This window comes from Shewanella sp. ZOR0012 (assembly GCF_000798835.1).
Lineage (GTDB): Bacteria > Pseudomonadota > Gammaproteobacteria > Enterobacterales > Shewanellaceae > Shewanella > Shewanella xiamenensis.
The window spans coordinates 2,162,205-2,175,802 of record NZ_JTLE01000094.1; the positions used below are offsets into that span (position 1 = coordinate 2,162,205).

Below are 13,598 nucleotides of genomic sequence, written 5' to 3' on the forward strand. Positions count from 1 at the left end.
CTGACCACCGAGTTTGGCAAACTATTTCACGGGCCAGTGGGCACATTGCAAGAACTGACCGATTACTGCGAACACTTAGAAAAGCGACGACGGCATTTTGCGGCAAGCTGCCAGCACTTGCGCTGCAACTGACAACGACTTATATAACTTCGAAAGTAACCCTTGCTGAGTATCCCCTAAGAACTGGGATGATTTATCTCGTCTGAAATGCCCGATTTTTTAAGGGATTAGCGCAATTTATTGCCTCAGATGCTGTCCCTATAACTTTTGATGGTTCTTTTTTAACAATGTTAACTTTTACAAGTTGTAGGCAAACTGAAAGTGCATTATGTTGTTGATTTAAAATGGGTGGCTTGATTTATCGTTTGTTGATTTAAAATGGGTGGCTTGATTTATCGTTTGATTTATCGTTTGTTGATTTAAAATGGGTGGCTTGATTTATCGTTTGATTTATCGTTAATAAAATCAGGCCGATCAGCCCAAGCAATCCAAAGATAGATGAGTACATGGATGCTGCTCGCCTTTACTTGGGAGGTAAATAATGAAGTCTATACCATATCGTGAGGGATCTTTGTTTGCGGTTCCTCTTCGAAATAATGGGTTTGCAGTAGGCGTTGTTGCGCGCATGGCAAAAAAAGGAAAAATTATCCTTGCTTATTTCTTTGGTAAGAAATTTGAAACGATTCCTTCGTTTACAGAAATTTCGATAATGCGGTCAACTGATGCGATTAAATGTCTTCGAATTGGTGACTTAGGGTTGATTAATGGCGAGTGGCTGATTCTGGGAGATATGCCTTCATGGTCGCATAAAGATTGGCCGGTGCCAACTTTTATAAGACAGGATGAGCTTACTGGGCGAGCTTGGCGCGTTATCTATTCTGATGCTGATCCAAGCAAGCTAGATAAGGAGGAATCAATCCCATATGACACAAAAGGCCTCGAAGAATCAGATCTTTATGGTTATGGTGCAGTCGAGTTGGTAATGACTAAGTTGCTAGGATAGAAATGGAGTCTTAGAAGATATCGTGTTTTATGTTTTTGGCACCTTGGCTGCATTTCCGCTGTATTTATTTGCTGGAAAAAACTTAAGCTAAAACGATTTGGTTTATATACGGTTTTATCTTCTTTTCAAATAGTTATTTTGATTGCTTTTAAGTATATATTGATGAATAGCCTAGTATAGAGTAATAGACAACAAAGCCCACGAGTGTGGGTTTTGTTTTCTCTGGAGTCAGGTAGCCAGCCCATGCTCAGTCTGTTTGCTGATTTCCTGCGCCTTCTCATGCTCTGCCTTCTGTTCGGCAAGGTATTTACTGGCCGGGGAGATAGAGTGGACATTCAAAATAGAGTTGTATATTCGCCCCAATCTATAGAGGGCTCTTTCTTGCCTGAAACTAGGCAATTTTGCCAGCGCTCAGGGCAGTCGTGACAGGTAGAAGTGGGCAGTCTTTAACAGCAATGTGCGCAACTTGGTGCAGCGCCACCATTAATTGGTACTGGCACAATTGATCGCTTCTGCTGTCTAAGAGTGATCACTTCTACCATTTTGAGCTGCTCAGTCTGCTGTGAGTGTTGACCAAATGAGTTTTTGGAGATCATTCGCTTAAGTTCATGCAACGAAAATGGATGACTTGTTTATCGGGTTTAATACTAACGTTCAATAATCGCCTTACAAATATTAATCCAAAACCAATTAATTAGAGTAAAAAATCTAACGCGCTTTTATCCCAAAGGGAATCAGTTTCTTCTTTAAGATTAACATCCGAAATGACAGTTGAAACCAACACAAATTCAACTGTCTCTTGAAGAGTTCTTCTGGCGAAACAACTCATTGCGATAATATTTTCGCTCTAAATTAACTGTTGGAATAAATCCTGAACAGTTAACTGTATTAACTAGAGCTTGTGACTATTCCAGGGGGATGCTCGGGGTTGTGATATCAGCTTTTAGCACTAAGACAATCAAGAAAATAACGCCCAATAACGGGAATAATCCCAGTATCGCGCCTAGCATCCCTGTGAGCTTAGGATTTGTCGTTTTTTTGCGACCGAGTGAATAACTCAATATGCCGAAAAACATCATGCTAGCGAAGAGCAACAGCAAAATCAGCAAGAACATTGACACAATAAATTCCTTTTTAATTCATATGTTAGAGCTGGATAATATAGAGTGAGTTAATGCTAAGTCAATCTTATTCATAAGGATTGAACGCATGGCGGTAAGCAATAGGTGAGTTTCATCTATTGCTGAGTGAATCCTAAAGGCCCGAAAACAGAGGGTATCGAATAAGATCTAGATGGCGATCTAGCTAGCCATGCAACATAAACCAACATTGAGGCCCGCCTTGAGCATGTGATGCCCCCAACATTTTTACAAATTTTGAGTGTAAATGTAATGAGAATTGTTATCATCTTTGTGTATTGATAATTATTTTCAATTAAAATGCATCTCTCAAACAACAATGATGGGGAATCATGATGCAAAAAACGCTGTTAGCTACACTCATTGCGAGTTTTTTATTCGCACCAAGCACCTACGCAAGTGAAGACAAGTCCGCGACTAATATTGAGGTCATTAGTATCAAGGGAAGTCGTTTAGATAAGGCCGCAACGGCAACCGGGTTACCTTTAACTCTGCGGGAAACGCCACAATCCGTTACCATTATCGATCAAGAGTTTATTCAAAGTTTCTCACTTAATAGTGTTGCGGACTTAATGTTTTTAACCCCTGGCATTTATGCTCAAAAAGCTGAAACCAACCGCTATTTCTTTAGCTCTCGCGGTAATCCGATTACTAATTTCCAGTTTGATGGTGTGCCCGTTAACTATTCGAGTTTCTTTAATGACGCCTCAACTGACACTATATTATTTGACCGCGTCGAAGTGGTCCGTGGAGCAACGGGACTCTTAACAGGAGCGGGCGAACCATCGGCGGCAATTAACCTTATCCGCAAACGTCCTAAAGCGACACCTGGCGGCTATGTCAGCGCAAAAGTCGGTTCATGGGATAGCTACCGCGTTGAAGGCGATGCCTCTGTTGATGTGACGGATAGTGGTGCTGTGCAGGCTCGTTTTGCCGCTGCCTATGAGAAGTCAGATAGTTATATTGATCTTGCCAAAGATGAAAACCTCCAAGTTTATGGCGTGATCACGGCAAAACTCAGTGACAGTACCTTATTTACCCTAGGTGCTGATTACAGTGACCGTGATCCAAAAGGCTCAACTTGGGGTGGTCTTCCTCTATTTTATGCTGATGGCAGTTTGGCCAATGATCTACCTCGATCGACCACAACCGCAGCCTCTTGGTCGAGTTGGCAACGTAATGGCGCGAATGTCTTTGCCACGCTTCAACATGATTTTGATAATAATTGGGACCTTAAATTTGACGTCGAACATCGTGAAGATGAGATGGACGGACACTTGCTTTATCTTTATGGCGCGCCGGATAAAACGACAGGGTTAGGAATGGGGGCATCGGCGATGATCTATCAATCGACCCGTAAACAAGATGCTGCGCGACTATTTGCTTCAGGGCCATTTGAGCTCTTTGGCCGCGAGCATAAATTGACTGCGGGTTTATTGTATTCTAAGCAAGACACAACCGCAGATTCCTATTACCCATTGAATAGCATAAGTATTGGTAACTTCTTCGAATGGGATGGCTCAGTTGCCGAACCTAATTATCCGTCGACGCCAATCTATCAAGAAGGTGAGGAAATTCAAAAAGGGGCCTATCTCGCGACCCAAATTAATTTACATGATCAATGGATGTTGTTACTGGGTGGCCGCATTAGCCAATATAAGTTTGAATCAAACGCGGCGGCTGACTACAACAATAGCGATGTCTTTACGCCCTACGCGGGCCTTATATACAACCTGAACGATAGCATCTCGATTTACACCAGTTATACCGAAATTTTCCAGCCACAGGATGCAAAAGACGCGAACAATAAGCGCTTAGATCCCATGACCGGAAATAATATAGAACTGGGTGCGAAAGGGGATTTCTTTGATGAGAAACTGACCGCTAGTATTGCCGTATTTAAAGTGCAAAAGGAAAATGTGGCAGAACGTGACCCAAATTATCCCACGCCTCTACCAGATGGTAGCTATCCAATGCGTGGAGTGGACGGAACCACTAACCAAGGTTATGAAGTTGAGTTAAACGGTAGACCAGTAGAAGATTGGGATCTGTTTTTCAGCTATACCCATAGTACATCGGAAGATCAAGACGGGGCAGCCTTTAGCACTCATTTACCGAAGGATCTGATTCGTTTATCCTCGCTTTATCACTTTGATGGTGCACTCGCGGATCTGACAGTCGGTGGTAACTTAAGCTGGCAGAGTAAAATCTACAAAGATGACGCAGGTCCCAATGGCGAGCGTTCCGAGCAAGATAGCTATTATCTAGTCAATATGATGACAAGCTATCAACTGACAGACGATGCTAAAGTTCAACTAAATATCAATAACTTATTTGATAAAAAATATTACTCCAGCATTGATTTTTACAACCAAGGTTTCTTCGGTGAACCACGGAATATTGAGTTAAACCTAAGCTATAACTTTTAAATAATCATTCCTGTAAGTTAGAGCTGTGAATGCCGTGTCTATTACAACACGGCATTCACATAACTAGGTGGTCGTAAGGTTCAACATTCGCTGAAAATAACCACTTTGCTTTGTTGGTTTGCCCGATCCTTGCAGAGATAATCGATATCCGCGACTTAGTTTAAATGTTCTTAATCAAACCGGGCGCTTAGCCTTATCGCTCCAATCCATGGCTTCCTTGCCTTTTTACATATCACTTGTATCAATCAGCTATTAGTAACCGACGGCTTCGCTACCTGAATGACGGGGATCGGTAGCGCCAAATATCCCTTGGTCTGTCACCATTATGGATTGAGTGCTACCCATGGCTGATTGCACTTTCACCTTATGGCCTTTGGCTTCGAGTAATGAAATGGTATCGCGGTTCAGGCTGGTCTCGACCCGCAGTTCATCGGGGAGCCATTGGTGATGTACCCGCGCAGCATTGCTGGCTTCGGCAATGTTTAAGCCGTGATCAATCACATTCATAATGATTTGCAGCGTGGTGGTAATGATGCGTGAACCGCCAGGGCTACCCGTGACTAAGAAGGGTTTGCCGTCTTTCATCACTATGGTGGGGCTCATTGAACTTAACGGACGTTTATTACCTTCCACCGCGTTGGCATCGCCACCCACTAGGCCATAACCGTTAGGCGTGCCGGGTTTTGCGGAGAAATCATCCATTTCGTTATTGAGTAAAATGCCCGTACCTTTGGCGACTAAACCCGAGCCGTAGCTGAAGTTTAAGGTGTAAGTGTTGGACACCGCATTACCCCATTTATCGACCACCGAGAAGTGCGTGGTTTGGTCACTCTCATAGGGCGCTAGGTTACCGGGTTTGATTTCTTCGCTTGGCGTTGTTTTGTTCAGGGCAATTTGGCTGGCAATTTTTTGGGCGTAGTCCTTATCCGTTAGTTGCTTGACGGGCACTTTATAAAAATCGGGATCGCCTAAGTATTCGCTGCGATCGGCGTAGGCATGCTTCATGGTTTCAGCCATCACATGGATAGTTTGCGCCGTATTGTGACCGAATTTATCGATAGGGAATTGCTGCAACACATTAAGCATTTCAATAATATGCACACCACCTGAAGATGGCGGTGGCATCGAAACCACCTCATATCCTCGGTATTGGCCACGCACTGGTTCGCGCTCAACCGCCTTGTAGTGTTTTAGATCTTCTAAGGTCATGATACCGCCAGCTTCTTGCACGGCCTTAACCAGCTTTTCTGCGGTTTCACCTTCGTAGAACCCCTTGGTGCCTTTCTCGGCGATGAGTTGCAGGGAGTGGGCGAGTTCTGGCTGCTTTAAAATATCATCCACTTGGAAGTCGCTACCGTCGGCCTTATAGAAGATGGCTGCTGTGCTTGGCCATTGACTCATGCGGCGCTTTAAGCCTGCAAGGGAAACCGCCAAATCTGGGCTAACGCTAATCCCTTCCTGTGCCATTTTGATGGCGGGCGCTGTGACCTGTGCCATGGTCATAGTGCCATATTTTTCAAGGGCTAAACTCATGCCCATTACGGTGCCAGGTACACCGACAGCAAGGCCATGTTCACGGCTTAATTTAGTCACCGCATCGCCATTCTCATCGAGGAAAATGTCTTTTTTTGCCTTTGATGGCGCCATTTCCCGATAATCGATAGCGATAGTTTTATTTTCTTTGGCCAGATGAACGAGCATAAAGCCACCGCCGCCAATATTGCCTGCACGGGGTAAGGTAACCGCTAAACTGAATGCCACCGCCACCGCAGCATCGACGGCATTACCGCCTTGTTTCAAGATTTCAACCCCTGTGCGACTGGCCAAGGTTTCTTGGCTGGCGACCATGCCATGTTTTGCCCATACGGGTTGTGCCGTGGCCATTTGGCTGAAAATCGAAGGCTCTTCAGCATGGAGAGTGGGCGAAGACAATAAAGGCAGTGCCATGGCGATGGCGAGAATTAGAGGTCTAAAAGGTACTGCGCGGCGCATATTCAATCCTGAATTTATTTTCATTATGACTATGCAATGTGCCGAGAATTAGGCTTAATTGCAACCTTGGATCTTGGCTTAGTGTGTTTAACGGATAAGAATTCAACTCATGAGACAACTCATTTTCGCTTTTGCCAGCGCGGCGCAGAGTATTGACGCCGATAATTGGGATAGCTTGATGGGGAGGGATAATCCCTTTGTCCGACATGCCTATTTACTGAGCTTAGAGGAGAGTTTGTCGGCCTGCGCCGCCACGGGGTGGCGTCCACATCATCTGTGTGTATTCGACGCCACTGGCAGTGAATTAGCGCAAGAATTAGCGCCTGATACCGTAATAATGAGTCCAAAAGATGCCGCAGATTTTATGGATTTACCCCTGCTGGCATTGATGCCGCTTTATCAAAAATCCCACTCCTATGGCGAATATGTGTTTGATTGGGCGTGGGCGCAGGCCTATGAGCGTCATGGCCTTGAATATTATCCTAAATTATTAAATGCCATCCCGTTTACCCCAGTGCAGGGGCGGCGGATGGGGCTGTCGCCTACGCTTTCAACCGCGGAAATCAAGCTGCTAGGTCTCGTCGTATTGTCTTGTTTAAATGGGCAATTAGCGAATGCGAATGCGAATGCGGATACGCCTATGTCCTCTTGGCATAGTTTATTTGTCTCGTCTTCGCAGCAAGCACTATTTACTGAGGCATCGAATCACACCGCCCTTCGGCGTCTAAGCACTCAGTTTCATTGGCATAACCGTGGCTATGCAGATTTTGCAGCCTTTTTAGCGGCGCTCACCTCCCGTAAGCGCAAAAATATCCTTAAGGAGCGCGCTCAATTACAGCCCTATGGTTTGCAATATGAGTTTGTTGCGGGAGCGGAGATTAACAGTCAGCAATGGCAGCATTTTATTGAATGTTATCAACTAACCTACCTTAAACGATCCGGCCATCGCGGCTACTTAACCCCGACATTTTTTAACATGATCGCCGAGCGTTTGGCCGAGCAGATTGTGCTGTTGGTGGTGAGTGATGCCAAAGGGCAGATGGTTGCGGGCGCGCTGTATTTTACGGGCCGCAACGAGCAAGGGCAGACGTGCCTGTTTGGCCGTTACTGGGGCAGTATTGTCGAGCTTGAGGGATTGCACTTTGAGGCCTGTTATTATCAGGGCATCGAATATTGCATCGCCCATGGCATTGATCTATTTGATGCAGGCGCGCAGGGCGAACATAAAGTACTGCGTGGGTTCGAGCCTGTGGTGCTCTATTCCTACCACAATATTGCCCATCCTGAATTTAAGCGGGCGATTGCGCATTTTACCGAGGAGGAAGCTGCGCAAATGGAAGTGTATATACAGCAGATGCGTGAGGTATTGCCCTATAAGAAGGGCCAATAGCCACCATAAACCTAAAGCGTCGTGTCAACAAATCCGTTGGCGCGATGCGAATGATGCTATACAAAAAGTGATGTGCTAAGCACATATGACTCAAGACGGCATGTTTGATTAGCTCATCGCTAACCAGATCCCAACACCAATCATTAGGCTGCCGGCGATACGATTTAGCCAACGAATGTTATCGCCGCGACTTAAAAAGATCCGCAAACTTTTGCCACCACTAGCGTAGGCCAACATAGAAGTAAACTCTGTCACCATAATAATACTCAGTAGAGCAAGGAGCTGCGGCGCGACTTCCCGTTCTGCATTAATAAAGGGCGGTAGGAGTGACACCATAAACGCCCAACCCTTAGGGTTGGCAATGGCGGTAATAAAGCCCTGTGAAATTAAGGTAAAGTTACTGGCTCTTGGATTAGTGTCATCATCGCTGAGCATCGCCATCTTGCCTCGAGCACGCCACATCTGCACACCGATATAGCCTAAGTAAATGCCGCCAACCCATTTAAACACCTGAAAAACCTCAGGATAATTAAGCATGATGCTAGCTACGCCCATGACTGCCGCTGTAGCGACCAAGGCAACTCCCACAAGCTCGCCGAGCATCATCCACAGGGTGCGGCGAACACCAATGCTCATCCCGAGTGTCATGGCGAGTGTCATACACATACCCGGTGTGATAGAAACAAAAAAGAACGTCGGAATAAAAACAGCGAGTAAGGCAAAGTCTGGCATGGTCTAAGCGGTCTATATGAAATTAACTAGAACGCTAGTGTAATGAAAATGCTTAAGTTAGCCAACGTAGACAGGATGATGTTTCTTTTTCTATGGCTGAATGGGGTTACTTACCGCTAACTCTCTGTTTCTAATGTGGGGGAGTGAACCATCAGGATGATTGCCAAGAGCTAGTAGTCCAATTTACAAAAAGAACAGTTATGGCTTGTTTAAATAGGATTTCCTGTAAACAAGTCTCTTGTAATCGTATCGTTTAAAGATGAGCAGGCTATGCTCGCGTTTTTACATGTGATTAACCGTGAACCCAATTAGGCTGATATTGATATAAGACTTTTAAAACAGTGCTTTTTAAATAATCAATTATGTTTAAATGAGCAATTGTGTAACTTCAGGTTCGCATTCGGTATCAATTAAATATACGCATTCTTGGCTAACAATATAATAACTGTATAACTGAGTGTAAATGTGTTTGCCTAGTTCACCATAACAATCAAGCCGGGTATTTTTTACCGACTTCCATATCGGCCATGGCAACCTAAAATATTCACTGTTTTTTGTGCTGATGTTTAGGTCTTCATCTAACGGAAAGGTAATATTACGATTACCAACATGACTCAAATAAGTCTGATAGCTTGATTCATCAACTACCTGTAATCCCGCAATGGTATCGAAATGGATTTTCATGGTCACAGAGTCTTGCTGCCAACTAAGTGTTAATGAAAGATTATCTAGTTGGCAATGTACTAATGGATAGGGCTTTAGCGGAGTCTTAAGTGGAAACCAAGGCTGATACATGGATTTTTCCTCAATTTTTGAATAGAAAGCAGCTGAATAGAAAGCAGCCTAAGCATAAAGGTCATATTAAGTGTCATTGCAGTTTTATGGCAGCGAGATACGGTAAATTATGTTGATGTGATTTAGTGATTAAAATGCAGCATAACTTATTCAATTAAAAAATACCTTAAGAGATTATCTAATAATTTTTGAAACTAATATCAATGAAGCGTGACTTATCAAACTAAGAACTCAGGTTATGCTTGTTCACAATTCTATTTCTATAGTGAGTGAATACGATGATACAAGGATTTTCTACTGCTTATTTGTTTCAATTGTCTCTTATAACCAGTGCTATGTTATTAAGTCCGGCAAGCATGAGTGCGCAAGATAAACCCATTAAAACGACTTCATTAGATAGCGCTACAACGTTTAGCTTGCAGAGTAATTTAACACCTAATGCCTCTATTCCGGCCGATTATTATTGGAATCAATTTGGTTGTTCGGGTGCCAATCTGGCTCCAAAGTTAACCTGGGAACACGCCCCAAAAGGTACTCAAAGTTTTGCGGTCACTTTTTATGATAAAGATGCCCCCACTGGTAGTGGTTTCTGGCATCGAGTAGTTTACAACATTCCATCACAAATCAATCAATTGGAAGGTGGGGTAAATGGAGGAACATTACCCGCTGAGGCGATTGAGGCCAATACGGATTTAGGTAAACCAGGATTTTTTGGCCCTTGCCCACCTAAGGGACGTGAACACCGATATGTATGGACAGTGCATGCCTTGGATGTTGCGAAGTTACCGATTGACGCCAATGCTAGTCCCGCCTTAGTGGGTTTTTATCTATGGCAACATCGCCTAGCTGAAGCAAACTTGACTGTATTAGCGGGTTCAAAATAGGAGCAAGCTTATGAAATTTAATTCTTATCACCCCCTCATCGCTTCGCTCGTCATGTTAACAGGCCAAGCATTTATCTCACCTAACCTGATGGCTCAGCAAGCTGCAATACCACAGGCGCAACCTGAGGTTTATGCCACGCTTGATGGTGCTGTTGGCGGCATTAGTTTTACCTCAACCGATAGGCTTATCTTTAGTTATCACCCTTTTTATCAACCTAAAGTCAAGGTGGGTGAATTGTTGGCAGATGGCAAAGTAAACCCATTTCCTAATTCAGATTGGCAACAATGTCATGATCCTCAAGGAAAACCGAAAGATCCTAATACTTGTTTAAATTGGGTTTTAGGTTTGCGAACCGACGATCGGGACCGAGTATGGTTGCTCGATTCTGGCCAAGCTGAACCCAGAATTGAGCCTAAGTTGGTGGCATGGGATACCCGTAAAAATCAATTAGACCGGATTATTCCGTTGCCATTCCCTGTGTCTATTCCTGAATCGCAGCACAATGACTTTGTTATTTCAAACCGTCATCAAGCGATTGTGATTGCTGATGAAGGTATTGCAACGGGTCCTGTTGGTGATAAGGCTGCCTTAGTTGTCGTGGATTTAACCACGGGTAAGAGTCGGCGTGTATTACAGGGGGATACTAGCGTGATGCCTGATCTGAAGCGACCGCTGATTATTGATAGTACCAGTGCCAATCCAAAGCGTATTGACGTGTTTGTTGGCGCCGATGGTATTGCCTTAGACAATGCCCAACATTGGCTTTATTTTGCGCCGATGAATAAGGACAAAGTCTATCGTGTCGCGATGGCAGATCTACTTAACCCGGATCTCAGCCCGAAGGCGCTGTCCGCCAAGGTTGAAGAATACGCGGATAAGCCAAATAACGGCGGGTTAAGCATTGATTCAGTAGATAATCTTTATCTAACCGATGTGGGTGAGCGCGCTATCGGCATTATCCCTGCCACGGGTCGCCAATATCAAACCTATGTGCATGACGAGCGCATGGTGTGGCCTGATGGTGTGAGCTTTGGCAAAGAGGGCTACCTGTATACTGGCGCTGCCCAACTGCCGCTGTCCGCTGCATTAAACAATGGCAAAGCAGAAAATCGTCCACCTTATTATATCTTCCGCTTTAAGCCATTAGCTGCCGGCGTTCCGGGTAACTAACTGTTAAAACCAGGAGTAAATCACATGAATATTGTTGGATTAGACCACTTTACGATCCGTACCCCGATATTGGCTGAAACGGTTCAGTTTTATCAAGTCATCCTTGGGTTAACGCAAGGTTGGCGGCCACGGTTTGGTTTTCCTGGTCATTGGCTTTATGCGCAAGAGAAACCTATTTTGCATTTAGTGGAAGTTGGGAGTCGAGCGTTAGATGCTTATTTGGGCGAGAGCAGTGCACTGTTTGGTTCGGGTCGGGTTGATCACCTTTCTTTTCGGGGGACGAATTTGGCCCAAATGCAGCAGCATCTATGCCGACAACAATGCCCATTTAGGGAGCGAATTGTCCCAGAGATTGGAGAGCATCAATTATTTATTGAAGATCCCAATGGCATTACGGTGGAAATGATTTTTCCCTATGCAAGAGATAACGCCATCGTGGGTGTCGCGATGGAAAGACTGGCAATTTTGCCTGAGGGATCAGCCTAAATGTCGCAAGTCGATCTCGCACGATAGCACAATTGATAACCGTGGGCGTGTTGCCTCATCTAGCTTGTTTTCCCTTGGAGCGATAGCAATGAACTTAATCGATGATCTTCAACAAAAACAATTATGTAATGACCAACATGCCCATTATCACACAATGCCAATTCGTTTAGGTGTAACGGATTTAAGCTTTCATCGGGTAACGGCGGCAGTTGTTGCCCAGGTAATGCGACGGATGGGCAAACAAGTTGAGCTAAGTTATGCCCTGCATGAGGCCAATTTTAATCGGCTCAAGCTTGGGCAGATAGATTTGCTTTGCTCGGCTTGGTTACCTCACAGTCATGGGGTGTATCGGCAGGAGGTTGAGACTCAAGCTGCAACGCGTGAATTAGGGCTACATTATGAGCCTTACGCACTTTGGGGTGTACCAGATTATGTGCCTGAAGATGCGGTTTCACGCATCGAAGACTTGCTTAAACCTGAGGTAAAACAACGGATGCGGCCGATTATTCAAGGTATTGGTGAAGGTGCAGGTATCACCCGTTTTTCTAAAAATATCATGGCGCAATATGGATTAGCTGCGGCAGGTTATCAGTTTAGAACGGGTACTCAGGCCGATTGTGTGGCGGCATTTGAATCGGCAGTGTCAGTACGGGACTGGGTCATTGTGCCATTGTGGCATCCGCAATTTTTACACCATCAATATGGTATTCGTGATCTTCAGGACTCAAAAGGGTTACTCGGGGGAAAAGATAAAGCGGTTTTGCTCGCCCGTGAACGCGAGTTAGCGATTAATTTCTCGCCTGCACAAATTCAAGTGCTTGATAGCATAGTGTTATCGAATCAAATTGTTGCAGAACTCGATTATGCGGTTAATCGACAAGGAATGACGGAAGATGAGGCTGCTGTGAACTGGCTAGAAGCCAATCCTTCGCATTTGACGACGTGGTTAGCTCCGCTGCTTAATCCTTCGAATGTCACATCTCAGGAGGTGACATTATGATGAACACTCCGGAATCACGGTTAGTGGCTGCTGGGCTTGAATTACCTGAAGTTGCAGCGGCGCTTGGAAATTACGAACCTTATTCAATTGTTGGTAGCCAATTAATGACTTCGGGTCAGTTTCCCTATTTACAGGGAAAGCTTAAGTATCAAGGACAATTGGGCGCAGATCATACTGTTGCTGAAGGTTACGCGGCCTGTCGTCTTGCTACCCTAAATGCCATCGCGCAATTGAAACAGGCTTGTGGTGAGCTGTCGCGAATAAAACAAATTTACCGCTTAGAAGGGGTGCTAAATGTTCATCAATCTTGCTTTGAACATCCCAAAGCACTCGATGGCGCTTCGGATTTATTGCTCGAGATTTTCGGCGACGCTGGGCGTCACAGCCGAATGATTTGGACTAACCCCGTCATGCCGTTAAACAGTTTATGTTTGGTCTATTTATTTGCCGAGTTACATGAGGATTCTCAACTCGCGCAGCAGACGGCATAAACCTAACCCATGTTTGCGGTTAAAAAGCTTAGCGATAAAAATGCCGCTCGCAGTAAAGCGAGCGGCACCATTCAATCTATCTCGCT

Annotated in this window: 12 protein-coding genes and 1 pseudogene; 9 read left to right on the forward strand and 4 right to left on the reverse strand. The window is 44.8% G+C overall.

Features of this window, described 5'->3' with window-relative positions:
• Positions 1 to 132 (forward strand): annotated as a pseudogene (locus L976_RS22770) (transposase); the annotation flags it as partial.
• Between the two features lie 409 nt (positions 133 to 541).
• A complete protein-coding gene (locus tag L976_RS11075) occupies positions 542 to 1,003 on the forward strand; it encodes an Imm26 family immunity protein (RefSeq protein WP_037431474.1) in 462 nt (153 codons plus the stop codon).
• Between the two features lie 905 nt (positions 1,004 to 1,908).
• Here L976_RS11075 and L976_RS11080 read toward each other — a convergent pair.
• Positions 1,909 to 2,124, reverse strand: a complete 216-nt coding sequence (locus L976_RS11080; RefSeq protein ID WP_156143182.1) for a hypothetical protein — start codon at positions 2,122 to 2,124, stop codon at positions 1,909 to 1,911.
• 353 nt (positions 2,125 to 2,477) lie between these two features.
• Between L976_RS11080 and L976_RS11085 the strand changes: the two genes are divergently transcribed.
• A complete protein-coding gene (locus tag L976_RS11085; protein ID WP_047540403.1) occupies positions 2,478 to 4,571 on the forward strand; it encodes a TonB-dependent siderophore receptor in 2,094 nt (697 codons plus the stop codon).
• A 252-nt stretch (positions 4,572 to 4,823) separates the two neighbouring features.
• Here L976_RS11085 and ggt read toward each other — a convergent pair whose 3' ends face one another.
• A complete protein-coding gene (gene ggt / locus L976_RS11090) occupies positions 4,824 to 6,563 on the reverse strand; it encodes a gamma-glutamyltransferase (RefSeq protein ID WP_047536744.1) in 1,740 nt (579 codons plus the stop codon).
• 109 nt (positions 6,564 to 6,672) lie between these two features.
• On the opposite strand from ggt, the gene L976_RS11095 reads away from it, so the two are divergent.
• Positions 6,673 to 7,953, forward strand: coding sequence for a GNAT family N-acetyltransferase (locus tag L976_RS11095; protein WP_047536746.1), 1,281 nt, complete (start codon positions 6,673 to 6,675; stop codon positions 7,951 to 7,953).
• Between the two features lie 108 nt (positions 7,954 to 8,061).
• Here the strand turns inward: L976_RS11095 and L976_RS11100 are convergent, their stop codons facing one another.
• Together L976_RS11100 and L976_RS11105 are read right to left on the reverse strand one after the other, a co-directional pair.
• A complete protein-coding gene (locus tag L976_RS11100) occupies positions 8,062 to 8,685 on the reverse strand; it encodes a LysE family translocator (RefSeq protein ID WP_047536748.1) in 624 nt (207 codons plus the stop codon).
• Between the two features lie 366 nt (positions 8,686 to 9,051).
• Positions 9,052 to 9,480 (reverse strand): hypothetical protein, encoded by a 429-nt coding sequence (locus L976_RS11105; protein ID WP_047536750.1) that lies wholly within the window; start codon positions 9,478 to 9,480, stop codon positions 9,052 to 9,054.
• A gap of 356 nt (positions 9,481 to 9,836) precedes the next feature.
• On the opposite strand from L976_RS11105, the gene L976_RS11110 reads away from it, so the two are divergent.
• The 5 genes from L976_RS11110 (at position 9,837) to L976_RS11130 (ending at position 13,512) form a co-directional block, all read left to right on the forward strand.
• Positions 9,837 to 10,364, forward strand: a complete 528-nt coding sequence (locus L976_RS11110; RefSeq protein WP_226770084.1) for a YbhB/YbcL family Raf kinase inhibitor-like protein — start codon at positions 9,837 to 9,839, stop codon at positions 10,362 to 10,364.
• Between the two features lie 10 nt (positions 10,365 to 10,374).
• Entirely contained in the window at positions 10,375 to 11,535 is a 1,161-nt protein-coding gene (locus L976_RS11115) for an L-dopachrome tautomerase-related protein (protein ID WP_050991290.1), read from the forward strand.
• 24 nt (positions 11,536 to 11,559) lie between these two features.
• Positions 11,560 to 12,021 (forward strand): VOC family protein, encoded by a 462-nt coding sequence (locus L976_RS11120; protein WP_037417625.1) that lies wholly within the window; start codon positions 11,560 to 11,562, stop codon positions 12,019 to 12,021.
• 88 nt (positions 12,022 to 12,109) lie between these two features.
• Positions 12,110 to 13,021, forward strand: a complete 912-nt coding sequence (locus L976_RS11125; protein ID WP_047536752.1) for a glycine betaine ABC transporter substrate-binding protein — start codon at positions 12,110 to 12,112, stop codon at positions 13,019 to 13,021.
• Positions 13,018 to 13,512, forward strand: a complete 495-nt coding sequence (locus tag L976_RS11130; RefSeq protein WP_037417633.1) for an Atu1372/SO_1960 family protein — start codon at positions 13,018 to 13,020, stop codon at positions 13,510 to 13,512. Before L976_RS11125 ends, L976_RS11130 begins: the two co-directional genes overlap by 4 nt.
• Positions 13,513 to 13,598: the final 86 nt, after the last annotated feature.